The organism is Erwinia sp. L03-1, assembly GCF_058686115.1.
In genome coordinates this window covers 4,211,307-4,226,666 of record NZ_CM178762.1, presented here as the reverse complement: position 1 = coordinate 4,226,666, position 15,360 = coordinate 4,211,307, and the positions used below count along the sequence as shown (strand labels likewise).

The 15,360-nt window shown below is 55.4% G+C and carries 16 protein-coding genes; 8 read left to right on the top strand and 8 right to left on the bottom strand.

What is annotated here, in order from left to right:
• Positions 1 to 313 precede the first annotated feature (313 nt).
• The 4 genes from AC4PCC_RS19430 (at position 314) to AC4PCC_RS19415 (ending at position 3,517) form a co-directional block, all read left to right on the top strand.
• A complete protein-coding gene (locus AC4PCC_RS19430) occupies positions 314 to 781 on the top strand; it encodes an FxsA family protein (protein WP_492125610.1) in 468 nt (155 codons plus the stop codon).
• A gap of 203 nt (positions 782 to 984) precedes the next feature.
• Positions 985 to 1,278: a co-chaperone GroES gene (locus AC4PCC_RS19425; protein WP_067704283.1), complete on the top strand. Its 294-nt coding sequence runs from the start codon at positions 985 to 987 to the stop codon at positions 1,276 to 1,278.
• Positions 1,279 to 1,325: 47 nt separating this feature from the next.
• The gene (gene groL / locus AC4PCC_RS19420) at positions 1,326 to 2,972 is read left to right on the top strand and encodes a chaperonin GroEL (RefSeq protein WP_345830096.1); all 1,647 of its coding nucleotides are present in this window, start codon (positions 1,326 to 1,328) and stop codon (positions 2,970 to 2,972) included.
• 197 nt (positions 2,973 to 3,169) lie between these two features.
• Positions 3,170 to 3,517, top strand: coding sequence for a DUF4156 domain-containing protein (locus AC4PCC_RS19415; RefSeq protein ID WP_345830098.1), 348 nt, complete (start codon positions 3,170 to 3,172; stop codon positions 3,515 to 3,517).
• Between the two features lie 176 nt (positions 3,518 to 3,693).
• Here AC4PCC_RS19415 and epmB read toward each other — a convergent pair whose 3' ends face one another.
• Positions 3,694 to 4,722: an EF-P beta-lysylation protein EpmB gene (epmB, locus tag AC4PCC_RS19410; RefSeq protein WP_067704281.1), complete on the bottom strand. Its 1,029-nt coding sequence runs from the start codon at positions 4,720 to 4,722 to the stop codon at positions 3,694 to 3,696.
• Between the two features lie 41 nt (positions 4,723 to 4,763).
• Here epmB and efp point away from each other — a divergent pair, with 41 nt between their 5' ends.
• The 3 genes from efp to AC4PCC_RS19395 all read left to right on the top strand — a co-directional run bounded on the left by efp (position 4,764) and on the right by AC4PCC_RS19395 (position 5,765).
• On the top strand, positions 4,764 to 5,330 hold the full coding sequence (gene efp / locus AC4PCC_RS19405) for an elongation factor P (protein ID WP_067704280.1): 567 nt from the start codon (positions 4,764 to 4,766) through the stop codon (positions 5,328 to 5,330).
• Positions 5,331 to 5,390: 60 nt separating this feature from the next.
• Entirely contained in the window at positions 5,391 to 5,522 is a 132-nt protein-coding gene (locus AC4PCC_RS19400) for an entericidin A/B family lipoprotein (protein WP_067704643.1), read from the top strand.
• Positions 5,523 to 5,630: 108 nt separating this feature from the next.
• Entirely contained in the window at positions 5,631 to 5,765 is a 135-nt protein-coding gene (locus tag AC4PCC_RS19395; protein ID WP_492125609.1) for an entericidin A/B family lipoprotein, read from the top strand.
• Between the two features lie 38 nt (positions 5,766 to 5,803).
• Here AC4PCC_RS19395 and AC4PCC_RS19390 read toward each other — a convergent pair whose 3' ends face one another.
• From AC4PCC_RS19390 to frdA, 5 genes are all read right to left on the bottom strand, one after another.
• Positions 5,804 to 6,328 carry a lipocalin family protein gene (locus AC4PCC_RS19390; RefSeq protein ID WP_492125608.1) on the bottom strand — a complete coding sequence of 175 codons (525 nt, stop codon included), beginning with the start codon at positions 6,326 to 6,328 and terminating at the stop codon, positions 5,804 to 5,806.
• Between the two features lie 145 nt (positions 6,329 to 6,473).
• On the bottom strand, positions 6,474 to 6,830 hold the full coding sequence (frdD, locus tag AC4PCC_RS19385; RefSeq protein ID WP_492125607.1) for a fumarate reductase subunit FrdD: 357 nt from the start codon (positions 6,828 to 6,830) through the stop codon (positions 6,474 to 6,476).
• 11 nt (positions 6,831 to 6,841) lie between these two features.
• Positions 6,842 to 7,237 (bottom strand): fumarate reductase subunit FrdC, encoded by a 396-nt coding sequence (gene frdC, locus AC4PCC_RS19380; protein ID WP_067704269.1) that lies wholly within the window; start codon positions 7,235 to 7,237, stop codon positions 6,842 to 6,844.
• Between the two features lie 9 nt (positions 7,238 to 7,246).
• Entirely contained in the window at positions 7,247 to 7,981 is a 735-nt protein-coding gene (locus AC4PCC_RS19375) for a succinate dehydrogenase/fumarate reductase iron-sulfur subunit (protein ID WP_067704266.1), read from the bottom strand.
• On the bottom strand, positions 7,978 to 9,756 hold the full coding sequence (frdA, locus tag AC4PCC_RS19370; RefSeq protein ID WP_492125606.1) for a fumarate reductase (quinol) flavoprotein subunit: 1,779 nt from the start codon (positions 9,754 to 9,756) through the stop codon (positions 7,978 to 7,980). Before frdA ends, AC4PCC_RS19375 begins: the two co-directional genes overlap by 4 nt.
• A gap of 278 nt (positions 9,757 to 10,034) precedes the next feature.
• Here frdA and epmA point away from each other — a divergent pair, with 278 nt between their 5' ends.
• Positions 10,035 to 11,012: an elongation factor P--(R)-beta-lysine ligase gene (epmA, locus tag AC4PCC_RS19365; RefSeq protein WP_492125605.1), complete on the top strand. Its 978-nt coding sequence runs from the start codon at positions 10,035 to 10,037 to the stop codon at positions 11,010 to 11,012.
• 76 nt (positions 11,013 to 11,088) lie between these two features.
• On the opposite strand, the gene mscM is transcribed toward epmA, so the two are convergent.
• Together mscM and asd are read right to left on the bottom strand one after the other, a co-directional pair.
• Complete coding sequence (gene mscM / locus AC4PCC_RS19360; protein WP_492125604.1) at positions 11,089 to 14,427, bottom strand: miniconductance mechanosensitive channel MscM; 3,339 nt, start codon at positions 14,425 to 14,427, stop codon at positions 11,089 to 11,091.
• A 9-nt stretch (positions 14,428 to 14,436) separates the two neighbouring features.
• Positions 14,437 to 15,336 carry an archaetidylserine decarboxylase gene (gene asd / locus AC4PCC_RS19355; protein ID WP_492125603.1) on the bottom strand — a complete coding sequence of 300 codons (900 nt, stop codon included), beginning with the start codon at positions 15,334 to 15,336 and terminating at the stop codon, positions 14,437 to 14,439.
• Positions 15,337 to 15,360 lie beyond the last annotated feature (24 nt).

The following is a 15,360-nucleotide window of genomic DNA, read 5'->3' as shown; positions in this document are numbered from 1 at the left end:
GTTACCCATTCAATCATCATGATTGTCTGGCTGGGAACTCTTAGGGCAATATTTTATCCGTTTGCCCTGGGCGGAGCACGATCATATTCTGTTGGCGTGTGAAAGCCTGAACGCAGATCAAAAAAAATACGTTAATTTTCAACTGAGTCAGACGCAATGTGAGCTGTATCGCATATCGTCCATAACCCTTAACCGGGTGCGTTACGGTTGAAAAGGTCGCGCACAGCCCCCATTACACTGAACTACGATCGTTACGATCTCTATTTTGCCGCCGCGCAGTACGCGGGGCGGCCCTGACAAACAGGAGACTGCGGTGCGCTGGTTACCGTTTTTAGTTTTATTTGTTCTCGCCTGGATTGAGATAAGCATTTTCATTCAGGTGGCACACGTGCTGGGCGTACTGCTGACGCTGGTGCTGGTGGTATTCAGCTCGCTGATTGGTATCTCACTGGTTAAAAATCAGGGGATGAAAAACATTGTCCTGATGCAGCAGAAACTCCAGATGGGTGAAAGCCCGGCGGCGGAGATGATCAAAAGCGTCTCGCTGATCCTGGCGGGTTTTTTACTGCTGCTGCCCGGATTTTTCACCGATTTCCTGGGATTACTGCTGCTGCTGCCACCGGTGCAGAAGCGCCTGACGCTTAAGCTGATGCCTCATCTGCGGGTGTGGCGGGGGCAGGGCGGGGCGAACGACGGCGGCGTGACCGTTGACGGCGAGTATGAGCGTAAGGGGTCTACGCTTATCGAACACGATCGCGGTGACGGTGACCGTCGTAAATGAGGTGCAAGGCGGGAAACCGCCTTTCTCTTAGGGATCTTACGCTTACAAATTGTGCAATCGTTACGCAAAAGCAAAATTTTTATTTTTTTCCCCTTGAAAGCCTCCCTGCGCGTCCCTATCTCTTCCGTCACGAGGCCGGTGCCACTGAAGCCCGGCTTTCATCCCAAAAAAGACTGATTGGACTTCTCAAAGGAGAGCTATCAATGAAAATTCGTCCTCTGCACGACCGTGTTATCGTCAAGCGTAAAGAAGTGGAATCTAAATCAGCGGGCGGCATTGTGCTGACCGGCTCCGCGGCGGGTAAATCGACCCGTGGCGAAGTGCTTGCTGTCGGTAATGGCCGACTCCTTGACAACGGCGACGTAAAAGCGCTCGACGTGAAAGTGGGTGATGTCGTCATTTTTAATGAAGGCTACGGCGCCAAAACGGAAAAAATCGACAACGAAGATGTGCTGATCATCTCTGAAAGCGACATTCTGGCGATTGTTGAAGCGTAATTTTCCGCGAACCTCACTGAACGAAACGAATTTAAGGGATATTTAAGATGGCAGCTAAAGACGTAAAATTCGGTAATGACGCACGCGTAAAAATGCTCCGTGGCGTGAACGTACTGGCAGATGCAGTAAAAGTTACCCTGGGCCCGAAAGGCCGTAACGTGGTTCTGGATAAATCTTTTGGTGCACCGACCATCACTAAAGATGGTGTTTCTGTCGCACGTGAAATCGAACTGGAAGACAAGTTCGAAAACATGGGCGCGCAGATGGTGAAAGAAGTTGCTTCTAAAGCCAATGACGCTGCGGGCGACGGCACCACAACGGCAACTGTACTGGCTCAGTCTATCGTTAACGAAGGTCTGAAAGCCGTTGCTGCGGGCATGAACCCAATGGATCTGAAGCGCGGTATCGACAAAGCCGTTATCGCCGCCGTTGCTGAACTGAAAAACCTTTCCGTACCCTGCGCCGATTCTAAAGCGATCGCTCAGGTAGGGACGATCTCCGCTAACTCTGATGAAACCGTTGGTGAGCTGATTGCTCAGGCTATGGCGAAAGTCGGCAACGATGGCGTGATCACCGTTGAAGAAGGTACTGGCCTGGAAGACGAGCTGGTTGTAGTAGAAGGGATGCAGTTCGACCGCGGTTACCTCTCTCCTTACTTCATCAACAAGCCAGAAACGGGCGCTGTTGAGCTGGAATCACCTTACATCCTGCTGGCTGATAAGAAGATCTCTAACATCCGCGAAATGCTGCCCGTGCTGGAAGCCGTTGCTAAAGCCGGTAAGCCACTGCTGATTATCGCTGAAGATGTTGAAGGTGAAGCACTGGCAACGCTGGTGGTTAACACCATGCGCGGCATCGTTAAAGTTGCTGCGGTGAAAGCGCCTGGCTTCGGCGATCGTCGTAAAGCAATGCTGCAGGATATTGCCGTACTGACCGGTGGTACCGTTATCTCCGAAGAGATTGGTATGGAACTGGAAAAAGCGGCGCTGGAAGATCTGGGTCAGGCGAAACGCGTTGTGATCAACAAAGACACCACCACCATCATTGATGGCGTGGGTGAAAGAGAGAGCATCGATCGTCGTGCAGACCAGATCCGTCAGCAGAGCGAAGAAGCGACCTCTGATTACGATCGTGAGAAGCTGCAGGAGCGTATCGCTAAACTGGCAGGCGGCGTAGCCGTACTGAAAGTGGGCGCAGCGACTGAAGTTGAAATGAAAGAGAAAAAAGCCCGCGTTGAAGATGCCCTGAACGCCACTCGCGCAGCGGTAGAAGAAGGTGTGGTTGCCGGTGGTGGCGTTGCGCTGGTGCGCGTTGCTGCGATGCTGGCTGGCCTGACGGGTCAGAACGAAGACCAGAACGTAGGTATCAAGGTTGCTCTGCGCGCCATGGAATCTCCGCTGCGTCAGATCGTCTCTAACGCCGGTGAAGAGCCATCCGTGGTGGCTAACATGGTTAAAGCGGGCGAAGGTAACTACGGTTACAACGCGCAGACCGAAGAGTACGGCAACATGATCGACTTCGGTATTCTGGATCCAACCAAAGTGACCCGTTCTGCGCTGCAGTACGCGGCTTCTGTTGCTGGCCTGATGATCACCACCGAATGTATGGTGACTGACCTGCCTAAAGGCGACGCGCCTGATTTAGGTGCTGGCGGCGGCATGGGTGGTATGGGCGGCATGGGCGGAATGATGTAATTCCCCCCTCCGTTTGAAAAGAAACCCTCTGTCTTTGACAGGGGGTTTTTCTTTTGTGGGGGAAAATAGTAAAGTCATTGGCACCAGAACTAATCCGAACAACGGTTTATGGGTTGTTGGACAACGGGTGATCAAGAGCTTCAGCCGGTTTCACGGTATGCTCTGGAAAGACTCTGATGATAATAATGGGGATTAAAATGCGGATTAATGTCTTGCTGGGACTCTCTGTCGCGGCAGTGCTGCTGACAGGCTGTAGCAGTTCACACCAGCTGAGTGCTGGAGGCGAACGTGTCACCTTCACCGACCAACAGCCCGCGAGCGGATGCCAGCTACTGGGCAACCTGACGGGCTCACAGAGCAACTGGCTGAGCGGTGCAGGCGGCGAGAGCAGCTCACTGCGCGGCGCGGCAAATGATTTACGCAATCGTGCAGCAGCAATGGGCGGCAACGTTATTTATGGTGCCACCAGCCCAACGCAAAATATCTGGTCAAGCTTTGCGCCTCTGGACAGCAAAATGACCGGTCAGGTTTATAAGTGCCCCTGAATTAGCCCTGGCACCACATCGTCGAAGGGAGGATAGCTCTATCGCCTCCCATACTTTGCCCCGTCAGGCTTTCCGCCACCTCTCATGCTCCACACCCTGGCAAGCTTAGCCACAGCCTCTCACGCTTCAGACTCAGACTCAGACTCAGACCAAGCCACGTCCCTGGCTCACACCGGTCAATACTGACGTAGCTGTAAATCCAGCGGTGTTTTACTCGGTTCGCCGCCAATTTCTCTGGCGAGTTTAGGCACCATATAGCCCGACACCAGGGTTAACAGCTGACGCATAATGGCGCGCGCCTCTTCGTCAGAGACAAAGAAGTGAGCGGCACCCTGAACCTTATCCAGCACGTGAAGATAGTAAGGCAGGATCCCGGCATCGAAGAGTGCGTTGCTCAGCGCAGCCAGCGTAACCGCGCTATCATTGATATGGCGTAGCAGTACGCTCTGGTTAAGAAGGGTAACACCCGCACGTTTAAGCTGCTGCATGGCGTCGCGCAGGTCACTGTCAATCTCACGGGCGTGGTTAATATGCGTGACGAACAGCACCTGAAGGCGTGACTGTGCCAGCCGCTGACAAAAAGCAGCGGTGATCCGCGCAGGGATAACCACCGGTAAACGGCTGTGAAATCTGAGCCGTTTAATGTGAGGGATCCGCTCCAGTTCGCCGATCAGCCAGTCCAGCTCACTGTCTTTGGCCATCAGCGGATCGCCGCCGGAGAAAATAATCTCATCCAGTTCTGGCTGCTCTCGGATATACTCCAGGGCTTGCTGCCAGTTGCGCTTGTTGCCCTGGTTATCAGCATAGGGAAAATGGCGGCGGAAGCAGTAGCGACAGTTGACGGCGCAGCCGCCTTTGACCAACAGCAGCGCACGGTTTCGATATTTATGTAACAGACCCGGCACGACACTGCTCTGCTCATCCAGCGGATCGGTACTGTAGCCCGGAGCATCAACAAACTCCTGACTGGCGGTAATGACCTGCAGCAGGAGAGGATCTTGCGGATCGCCTTTTTGCATTCTGTTGGCAAAGGCCCGGGGGACGCGCAGGGCAAAAAGACGACGTGCATCAGTGCCCGCCGTCAGCGCCGGGTGCGAATCAAGGCCTAAAAGACGCAGTAATTCATGTGGATCGGTGATTACATCCGCAAGTTGATGCAACCATTCTTCTCGCGAAGGGGGGTTTAGGGTTACAATGTGTGCCATTTTTTTGGCTAAGTACCAGTATTAAATTGTAGAGGGCCTTTATGGCGACTTATTCTAGCAACGATTTCCGTCCCGGTCTTAAAATCATGTTCGAAAGCGAACCTTATGCTATCGAATCAAGCGAGTTCGTTAAACCCGGTAAGGGCCAGGCTTTTGCACGCGTGAAAATGCGTCGTCTGCTGACCGGTACCCGCGTTGAGAAAACGTTCAAATCTACCGATTCTGCCGAAGGCGCAGACGTAGTAGATACTAACCTGAACTATTTGTACAACGATGGTGAGTTCTACCACTTTATGCACCCTGAAACTTTTGAACAGCATCCTGTTGAAGAGAAAACGGTTGGGGATGCGTCAAAATGGCTGCTGGACAACGCCGAATGTATCGTTACGCTGTGGAACGGCAAGCCGATTCAGGTACTGCCGCCAAACTTTGTTGAGCTTGAAATCGTTGATACCGATCCAGGCCTGAAAGGCGATACCGCAGGTACTGGCGGCAAGCCCGCTACGCTGTCTACCGGTGCCGTAGTGAAAGTACCTCTGTTCGTGCAGATTGGTGAAGTTATCCGTGTTGATACCCGTTCTGGCGAATACGTCTCTCGCGTAAAATAAGTCGGGATAGTGGGGGTCTGCTCTGATGCAGGCCCTTATTTTTCAGGTGGTTGGATGCAGATGATGAAGTGGATAAAACGCATTGCTGTAACATTACTGATGACCTGCGCACTCAGCGCCTGTAATACCTTCCATGGTTTCGGCGAGGACGTTCAGCATCTTGGCGGTGCTATCTCTCGCGTAGCCAGCTAACTCAATACTCCTAAAGTTTCCTTTTCGCTACGCGGCTCTGAGGCGTGTGGCTAAATTACAGCTATGCTTAAAACGCTGTACTTTACTTCTACTTAAAAGGAAATTGTCATGTTAAAGAAAAGTATTGTTGCGATATTTTCGGTGCTGGTCCTTTCTTCCGTGCTCACAGCCTGTAACACCACGCGTGGCGTGGGAGAGGACGTGTCGGCTGGCGGTCAGGCCATCCAGCGTACCGCGCAGTAATTTGTGTGCCGGTGTTCATGCACCGGCCTCATACGCATCTACTTCTGCTTAACCCAAATCAGCTTCGATACGTCAAATCCCTCACGCTGTGCTTTTGCCAGCAGTGCTTCTTTCACCGATTCGGTGAGCGTTGGCGTGCGTGACAATATCCACAGATAATTCCTGTTCGGGCCGCAGATCAGCGCATGCTGATAGTCGTCGTCGAGGGCAATAACGTTATACCCGCCATAGAAGGGGCCGAAGAAAGAGACTTTCAGCGCGCCACGACGGGGGGAACCGGTGAAATAGGCCTTGCCAATGCTCTCCTGCCAGCGCTGCTTCTGCTCATTGTATCCGCGGTTTACCACCTTAAGGCCACCGTCTTCGCGCTTGCTGTAGCTGGCGGTTACCTGCTGCAAACCACGTTCAAAGCGGTGATCCAGCCGGGCGATTTCATACCAGCTACCAAGATAGTGATCGGTATTGAAGCCTTCAACGGGCGTGACGCCTTTCGGCGGGGTGGTATTACAGGCAACAGAGAGAAGGGCGGTGCCGCCGGCGATGAGCATTTTCCACAGAGACATAGATACGTATTCCATTAGCAATGAATATCGTCACCAGTATATACCCTTCATCTTTCAATTTGCAGGCGCGTTGGCCACCCGTGCTCACCCCGGTCACTTACCTGGTGTAAGCTCCCGGGGATTCACCCGCTTGCCGCCAGCGATCTCACACCGCGATAATGCCGATAAGCGTTACCACGGTCAGGATAGCGGCGAGGCCGTAAAGCAACCATTTACCGGCCGGAAGGATGACTTTCATATCATGAAGGCTGTGGTGTATCCGGTGCAGGCTGCACCAGAGCGGCAGTACGATAGCCAGCAGCAGAAACACCCTGCCGGGCAGGGACTGAGCAACGTGGAGGACCCGCTCATAGCTGAAGGCGTGTTCAGGCCCGGCACCCAGCGGCAGCAGCAGGCCCACCACCAGGACAATCACCGGCGAAAAGAGTGCAGCCCACATTCCTCCTGCGCCAAATAGGCCCCAGAATACCGGTTCGTCGGAGCGTACAGGTTGTGCTTTCATTTCATTCCTCCTTAAGGCCACAGCACCAGAAGCAACACCGCCAGGGTAATGACGATCGTGACACTCCATAGCCCAATGATGACCGGGCGGGGCGAAAGTTTTTTATCGCCCACAACAATAACCGAGGCTTTAGGTGCCAGTTCAAACCAGGTTTTGCTGTGTAAAAGGGCTGCTGCCAGCGTAATAAGATTCAGTAGCAGCACCACCGGATGCTGTAAAAACGCGATGAAACTGGCCCAGCTCTCTGCACCGTGCCGCAGGGCAAACAGCCCGGCAATCATCTCAAGGCTGAACCACAGCGCCGGAATAGCCGTCCCTTCGCGCAGCATATAAAAGCGATAAAAACCGGATTTCATCCACCAGCCGGTCTCCATCGGGCGGTGATAAGGTTTACGTTTAGTGATCATCATCCCTCCTTAACGTGGCCTGAGTGTGGCAATCAGAAAGTCTTTTGCACTTTCAACCTTGCTTTGCTGAATAGCTGCCGCAGGATCGACATGCTTAGGGCAGACCTCCGAGCAATAACCCACAAAGGTGCAGGGCCAGACGCCATTCTCGCCATTCAGCTGTGCCATACGCTGCTTTTTGCCTTTGTCGCGATTATCGAGATTGTAGCGATGCGCCAGCGTAATGGCCGCAGGGCCGATAAACTCCGGGTTAAGGCCAAACTGCGGGCAGGCGGCATAGCAGAGCCCACAGTTGATACAGCCGGAAAACTGGTGGTAACGCGCCATCTGGGCTGGCGTTTGCTGGCCTGGCCCCTCTGATGGCTCCCTGGTGTTACCGATCACATAGGGTTTGATCGCCTCGAGACTTTCAATAAAGTGGCTCATATCGACAACCAGGTCTCGCTCCACGGGGAAGTTAGCCAGTGGCGCAACGAGCATGCCCTTTGGATATTCACGCAGGAAGGTTTTGCATGCCAGCTTCGGCACGCCATCCACCATCATGCCGCAGGAGCCGCAAATCGCCATCCGGCAGGACCAGCGAAAGGAGAGATCGCAGGCGAGATTATCTTTAATAAAACCCAGCGCATCCAGCAGAGAGGTTTGTTCATCCCAGGGGACATCAAAGCTCTCATTGCGGGGCACCCGGTCGGTCTCGGGGTTATAGCGCTGGATAACAATTTTACAGCGCTTCAAATCGCTCATGCCTTGCCTCCTTTTACTTCAGATTCACCGCCATAAACACGTTTAGCAGGCGGCAAACGGGTAATGTTTACCGAATCCCAGGCGATTTCCGGTGCGCCGTGCGGCTTGTAAAAAGCGAGAGAGTGACTGAGGAAATGCGTATCGTCCCTTTGGGTGCAACCCTCATCCAGCCGCTGGTGAGCACCGCGGGACTCTTTGCGCTGGAAGGCCGCGTGGGCCATGCATTCTGCAACGTCCAGCCCGTGCCCCAGCTCAATGCTGTAAAGCAGCTGGGTATTAAATACGCTCGACATATCGCTGATATGCACGCGTTTAAAGCGCGCTTTCAGTTCGGCCAGCTTATCAATCGTCTTCTGCATCAGCTCGGGGGTGCGGTAGATGCCGCAGCCCTCTTCCATTGCCATACCCATTTCATCGCGCAGGGTTGACCAGCACTCATTGCCCTGCTGATTCACCAGCGCGTTGAGGCGGCGTTCGCAGTCGCTGGCCTGTGCCATCAGCGCCGCCGTGGAGGTTTTTTTGCTTTGCAGGGCGCGGGCAGCAGCCTGCTCACCTGCGACGCGTCCGAAGACCACCAGTTCGGCCAGAGAATTAGAACCCAGACGGTTAGCGCCGTGCAGGCCAACTGAAGAGCATTCACCCACGGCAAACAGCCCGCGAATACGGGTTTCGCACTGGGCATTAGTTTCAATTCCGCCCATGGTGTAGTGCGCCGTTGGCCGAACGGGGATAGGGGCGGAGACGGGATCAACGCCGACATAGGCTTTGCTGAGCTCGCAGATAAAGGGCAGCCGTTCGTGCAGTTTTTTCTCGCCCAGATGGCGAAGGTCAAGATGAACCACGTCACCGCGCGGCGTGGCGATGGTCCGGCCATTCTGCCATTCGTGCCAGAATGCCTGCGACACTTTGTCGCGCGGACCCAGCTCCATATATTTATTTTCCGGGTGGCCAAGCGGTGTTTCGGGGCCCATGCCGTAGTCCTGCAGATAGCGATAGCCATCTTTATTGACCAGAATACCGCCTTCACCCCGACAGCCCTCGGTCATCAGAATGCCTGAGCCGGGCAGGCCCGTAGGATGATACTGAACAAACTCCATATCCCGCAGCGGCACGCCATGGCGCAGCGCCATACCCATGCCGTCACCGGTTACAATGCCGCCGTTGGTATTATAACGATAAACCCGTCCGGCACCGCCGGTAGCCAGCACCACAGCATTCGCCTGAATATGAACCAGCGATCCCTCCATCATGTTCATCGCCACCACGCCGCGTACTTCGCCTTCATCCACCAGCATATCGAGAACAAAATGCTCATCGTAGCGGGTGATTTGTGGGTATTTGAGCGAGGTCTGGAACAGGGTGTGAAGCATATGAAAGCCGGTTTTATCCGCGGCAAACCAGGTACGCTCGATCTTCATACCGCCGAAGCGGCGTACGTTAACCGAGCCATCATCGCGTCGGCTCCAGGGGCAACCCCAGATTTCCAGCTGAGCCATTTCTCGCGGGCAGTGCTCGACAAAATAATCCACCACGTCCTGCTCGCACAGCCAGTCGCCGCCGGAAACGGTGTCCTGAAAATGAAGATCAAAGCTGTCGTGTGCCTGGGTGACGGCAGCCGAGCCGCCTTCAGCCGCGACGGTATGGCTGCGCATGGGGTAGACTTTGGAAATCAGCGCGATGGAAAGGGTTGGGTAGGCTTCGGCCGCGGCGATGGCGGCGCGTAGACCCGCTCCACCGGCACCGACAATGACCAGATCGGCAGTAACGTGTTGCACGGTATTCTCCCTGTCAGCTTGTCATATAGGAGGATGAGAGATGCCCCTCATTTGTCCATGGGTATTATAAAACGCTCCAGCCACGCTAAACTTGATATGTTCCGGTATTCAGGCGAAAAATTAAGCGCAAAAATGCGACGCGGCTGACGTTTTTATGCAAATTTTTTTGCCAGCGGCCCGGACTATCCCGCTGATGACCGAATGCGGCGGCGCAAATTTGTTTGTCTTCGCCCGCTCGGGTAGACTGCTTCACCCTGTCAGACTGAGGAGTCGAAAAGATGAGCGATACGGCCAGCTGGCTACCAAGTGCACCCATTGCCAATTTATTAAAAAGAGCGGCGATAATGGCAGAAATTCGGCGTTTTTTCGCCGATCGTGGCGTACTGGAAGTTGAAACCCCGGCCATGAGCCAGGCAACGGTGACCGATGTCCATCTGTTTCCTTTCCAGACGCGCTTTATTGGGCCGGGCGCTGCCGGAGGGCAGGATCTCTATTTAATGACCAGCCCGGAATACCATATGAAAAGGCTGCTGGCGGCGGGGAGTGGTCCCATTTTCCAGCTCTGCCGCAGCTTTCGTAATGAAGAATCGGGCCGTCACCACAATCCTGAATTCACCATGCTGGAGTGGTATCGGCCCCACTACGACATGTATCGTCTGATGAACGAAGTGGACGATCTTTTGCAACAGGTGCTGGAGTGCGCGCCGGCGGAAACGCTCTCTTACCAGCAGGCATTTATTCGTCATCTGGAGATCGATCCGCTCTCAGCCGATAAGACACAGCTGCGTGCGGCAGCAGAAAAGCTGGGGGAGGGCGAGCTGGCGAACCGGGAAGAGGATCGGGATACGCTGCTTCAGCTGCTGTTTATGCTGGGGGTGGAACCCCACATCGGTAAGGATAAGCCAGCTTTTGTGTATCATTTCCCGGCCTCACAGGCCGCGCTGGCGCAGATCAGTACCGAGGATCATCGCGTTGCTGAACGCTTCGAGGTCTACTTTAAGGGATTGGAGCTGGCTAATGGCTTCCATGAGCTGACGGACAGCCGTGAACAGCGTCAGCGGTTCGATCAGGATAACCGCAGGCGCGCCGCGCGCGGGCTGCCTCAGCACCCCATTGATACCAACCTGCTGGATGCGCTGACGCACGGCTTGCCAGACTGTTCAGGCGTGGCCCTGGGCGTGGATCGCATCGTAATGCTGGCGCTGAAAGTGGAAACGTTAAGCGAGGTGATCGCCTTTTCCGTCGACCGCTGCTGATTTGGTCGGAGGAGTCGACCGCTGCTGATGTTGTCGGGATAAAGGGCGTCATTACCGCCCTTTATCCCCAGCGAGTCTACAGGCCGCCCGACTTATAGGTACGCGTTGTCGGGGCCGTTCCGCTGCCCGGAGGGGTTTTACGCCCCAGCGTTTCCATTCTGACCTGGAAAGGTGGGAACGGCATTTCAAGACCGTGTTCCTGATAACCGCGTAGAATGTGCTGGTGCAGCTCGTGCCGCAGCGGCATACGGTGTCCCATCTCCGCCGCGTGAATACGCAGTTCAAACAGCTGGATCCCCTGCTGTAAATCCACCAGATAGGCTTCAGGCTGCGGCATCTCCAGTACGTACTGGCAGCGGTGCGCGGCGGCTAACAGTACGCCGGTAACTTCTTCACTGTTGGCTTCTGCCGCCGCTGGAATGGTCAACACCACGCGCGTCACCGAGTCAGAAAGCGACCAGTTAACGAACTGTTCAGTAATAAAAGCCTGATTGGGAACAATAATTTCTTTTCTGTCCCAGTCGGTAATGGTGGTCGCGCGGGTATTAATGCGCGTGATACTGCCGGTTAAATCCCGTATGGTCACCGTATCGCCGATGCGAATCGGCTTCTCAAACAGAATAATCAGGCCAGAGACAAAGTTGGCGAAAATCTGCTGTAAACCGAAACCCAGTCCTACCGTCAGACCCGCAACCAGCCACTGTAGCTTCGACCAGTCGATACCAATCATTGAAAAGCCCACCAGCCCGCCAATCAGTATCAGCAGATATTTGGTCAGCGTGGTGATGGCATAGCCGGTGCCGGGCGTGAGATTAAGATGCTGTAGCAGCGCCAGCTCCAGCAGGGCGGGCATGTTACGCACCAGCTGAGTGGTGATAATCAGCACCAGAATGGCGATCAGCACCGATCCGAGCGTAATGGGCTGGAGGCTTTCCACGCCCTGCACGGTGGTGCTGGCGTCCCACAGGCGAATGTTCTCCAGGAAGCCAAACGCCGAGTGGATTTCAGACCACAGCACGATCACCGACACCAGCGCAATCAGCGTCAGAATAGAGCGGACCAGCCGCAGCGACTGCGCACTGATGGCATCAAGATCGATAACTGGCTCTTCCACGTCCAGATTCTCAGAATTAGCCTGCTGTGTGCTTAACTCTTCTTCACCTTTGGCGCGCTGAGCCAGGATATCGGCGCGGCGGTTGCGGGCGCGATCGAACGCGATACGGCGGCGCTGGATTAGCATCCAGCGGCGAACAATATGGTAGATAACCAGCAACAGAAACCAGATGGCTACCGACGTCTCCAGCCGGGCCAGCAGCGCCTGCGCGGTAGCCAGATAGCCAATGCAGGAGGCCAGTGCGGCGATCAGCGGAATACAGATCATCAGATTCCACAGAACATTATTGACGAAGTTTTCGCCATTACCCTCTTTGTCCAGGTGCAGGGGGATCCCGGCGCGTTTCAGGCTGACGGTGACCAGGCTGAGCGCGCCGCAAATCAGGATAAAGCATACCCGCCCCAGCGTGGCCGAAAACTGCCGGTCGTCCAGATTATCCAGGCCGATCAGCAGCATAATCAGCGGCACGACCAGCCAGATACTTAGCGTATAGAAGCGCATGGCGCGCGCCACGCGCACTTTCGGCCAGCGGAAATGCACAATAAACAGGCCTTCCGGGCGGGCGAAAGCGGCGCTAATCATAAAGGCCCACAGCAGCGGCACGGTTGCCGTTACGCCATCCCCTGTGGCTACCGCAATCGGGTATGGCCAGGCGTGTTGCAGCCCGAAGCCCAGCGCCATCCACAGTACCGGCAGCGGCAGGGCGACCAGAATTGACCAGAAGACGGTACGCAGGGTCAGGCTAAAATGATCCAGCGTAACCTTGCCGACCTTGCCGGAGGCGCGAGTAAGAAAATCCCGATAGTGCCGACGGGAGCTCAGGCTGAAGCCCACCAGCAGCAGGGCACCCATAATCGGTAACAGGGTTTCCCGGCTGGTAAACATCATTACCATGGCACCGCCAAGCTGCCCCAGCGTATCCAGCGAGAGCAGGCTATTCATATCGCGGACCAGATTGATGGGAAAGTTGAGGTTTATCGCGCTGACGTCTGCGGTCCAGAACAGGTAGCGGTGCGTTGCCTCTTTCACTTCATTCAGCGCGTCCTCCAGCTGTCCGTTGGCGACCTTAAGCTTGGTCACCTCCAGAATCAGATTATCGCAGCCGGAAAGCAGCGAGCCGATCAGCTCCCGCTGGGTTTTAATCTGTGCCTCAAGAATACGATGCTGTTCGCTGGTTAACGGCGTGCCGTCATCCTGCTTCTGCTTTAACAGCTGCTCCTGATGTTCAAGCAGATCCTCGTAGTGCAGCCGCTGCACCCGCAGCTCGCCCATTTCGTTATCCAGCTGCTGCGGCTTCGGCATATCGGGCAGTCGGGCAACCTGAGCGCGAAGCGCTTCGCCCAGAACGTTCGAGATGCCCAGCCACTGCGACTGTTCGCGAATGGTGCTAAGCGCCTGGCGTACCTGAAGGGTTTGATTGGCTGCGGTACGCTGCTGCGAGGCGACCAGGTCCAGCCGCTGCGCCTGTTGATTAAGCGCTGCTGACAGTTCGCGGTTGATGCGAAACTGCCTGCTGATATTCTGCGGCAGTTCGCCGCTGTTTTCCGCCAGCTGCTCGGTACGCTCCAGCGCCTGCTCGGCTTCGCGCTGACGGCGGGCGTTAAGCTGATTGCGCAGATCCTGCAAATAGGTGTCAAGCTGGGCGGCTTTACGCTGATGAAGCTCGCTGCGCATGCGCGCCAGCTCCTGACGATTGTTGGCGGAAAGCTGCGCCAGCTCCAGCTCATCAACCCTCGTCTTCTGTGCGGCGGACTCCGCCTGGCGAGCGGCAAGCTGCGCCTGAGCCAGCTGCGTCACGGCGGAAGGCTGGCCCTGGAGCCGCCTTTCGACGTCATTTAATGCCCGACGCGCCTCTGATTGCTGTTGAGGGAGCTGCGCCAGCGAGTCACTGATTTCGCGGGCGCGATCCTGCTCCTGCTGAGCCTGACGGCTCTCTTCCAGCAGCTGACTGCTGACCTGTAGGATCTCCTGATCCAGTTCGGAAGCGGTCATGGAACTGCGAACGGTCTTAGGATTATCAATCAGCGAGGCGATGGACTGACGGAGGTCGCGAGCCATCTTTGGGAAGTCGTCAATTACCTGCTGATAGCTGGTGGCGTTAGAGACAGATTTTTGCTGCTCGTCCAGCCAGTTAAGCGTGGCCTGGAGCGCATCCATCGTTTCCGCCTGATTCGGCGTATTTTTGTCCGACCTGGCCTCATCAAGCTGCTGCCTGATTTGCGCGGCATCAGGGCCACTGGCAGCGCAGGCGGGCTGGAAAAGCATCCAGGTCAGTAAAATCGTCAGAATCAGGCGTAGCATGGGCATCAACTATGGATGGTGTAAAACGTCTTCTGCAGGGGTTTTCTGCAGGGCGATGGCCAGCGTCTGGCCCAGACGCGTCTTCGTTTCCGGCGTCAGGCTTTCCGCCAGTTTGATTCTGTTGGGAGCAAACAGGTTAATCACCGTCGAGCCAAGCTTGAAGCGGCCCATTTCCTGCCCTTTAAGCAGAACCACCGCGCCATCTTCGTCTGCGCCCGGCCAGCTCCAGCGCTTAATCACACCCTCTCTGGGCGGGGTCACCGTACCGGCCCAGACCGTTTCGATGCTGCCGACGATGGTGGCACCCACCAGAATCTGCGCCATTGGGCCAAACTCCGTATCAAACAGGCAGATAACCCGCTCGTTACGCGCAAACAGGTTCGGGATATTCTGCGCGGTCAGCGGATTGACGGAGTAGAGATCCCCGGGGACATAGATCATCTCACGCAGGATGCCGTTGCAGGGCATATGCACGCGATGATAATCACGGGGTGCCAGATAGGTGGTCACAAATTCTCCCTCGCGGAACAGATCGGCCATGGTGTTGTTACCGGCCAGCAGTGCCTCGAGTGAATAGGTGTGGCCCTTGGCCTGAAAAATGCGATCGCCTTCAATGTGGCCCAGCTGGCTGATTGCGCCGTCGGCAGGCAGGACCAGCAGGTTAGGATCGGTTTCAACAGGGCGAGCATCATCGCGCAGCGGGCGGACAAAAAAGTCGTTAAAGGAGCGGTAGCTGCCGGTATCCGGGTTCTGCGCCTCTTTCATATCAACCTTGTAAAACCAGACAAACACGTCGATAACGGCTTTGGTCAGCCAGCCAGCGCGCTTACCTGCGCCCCAGCCAGCAAGTTCGGTCAGGCCTTTTTTAGGTAAAACATTATTCAGGCCGAGTTTTATACGATCCAACACGATAGCCTCCAGGCTTGATCAGAT

Coding starts and splice junctions, on each gene's coding strand:
- AC4PCC_RS19425 (WP_067704283.1), top strand. CDS start 985: ATGAAAATTCGTCCTCTGCACGACCGTGTTATCGTCAAGCGTAAAGAA.
- groL (WP_345830096.1), top strand. CDS start 1,326: ATGGCAGCTAAAGACGTAAAATTCGGTAATGACGCACGCGTAAAAATG.
- AC4PCC_RS19415 (WP_345830098.1), top strand. CDS start 3,170: ATGCGGATTAATGTCTTGCTGGGACTCTCTGTCGCGGCAGTGCTGCTG.
- epmB (WP_067704281.1), bottom strand. CDS start 4,722: ATGGCACACATTGTAACCCTAAACCCCCCTTCGCGAGAAGAATGGTTG.
- efp (WP_067704280.1), top strand. CDS start 4,764: ATGGCGACTTATTCTAGCAACGATTTCCGTCCCGGTCTTAAAATCATG.
- AC4PCC_RS19400 (WP_067704643.1), top strand. CDS start 5,391: ATGATGAAGTGGATAAAACGCATTGCTGTAACATTACTGATGACCTGC.
- AC4PCC_RS19395 (WP_492125609.1), top strand. CDS start 5,631: ATGTTAAAGAAAAGTATTGTTGCGATATTTTCGGTGCTGGTCCTTTCT.
- AC4PCC_RS19390 (WP_492125608.1), bottom strand. CDS start 6,328: ATGTCTCTGTGGAAAATGCTCATCGCCGGCGGCACCGCCCTTCTCTCT.
- frdD (WP_492125607.1), bottom strand. CDS start 6,830: ATGAAAGCACAACCTGTACGCTCCGACGAACCGGTATTCTGGGGCCTA.
- frdC (WP_067704269.1), bottom strand. CDS start 7,237: ATGATCACTAAACGTAAACCTTATCACCGCCCGATGGAGACCGGCTGG.
- AC4PCC_RS19375 (WP_067704266.1), bottom strand. CDS start 7,981: ATGAGCGATTTGAAGCGCTGTAAAATTGTTATCCAGCGCTATAACCCC.
- epmA (WP_492125605.1), top strand. CDS start 10,035: ATGAGCGATACGGCCAGCTGGCTACCAAGTGCACCCATTGCCAATTTA.
- mscM (WP_492125604.1), bottom strand. CDS start 14,427: ATGCTACGCCTGATTCTGACGATTTTACTGACCTGGATGCTTTTCCAG.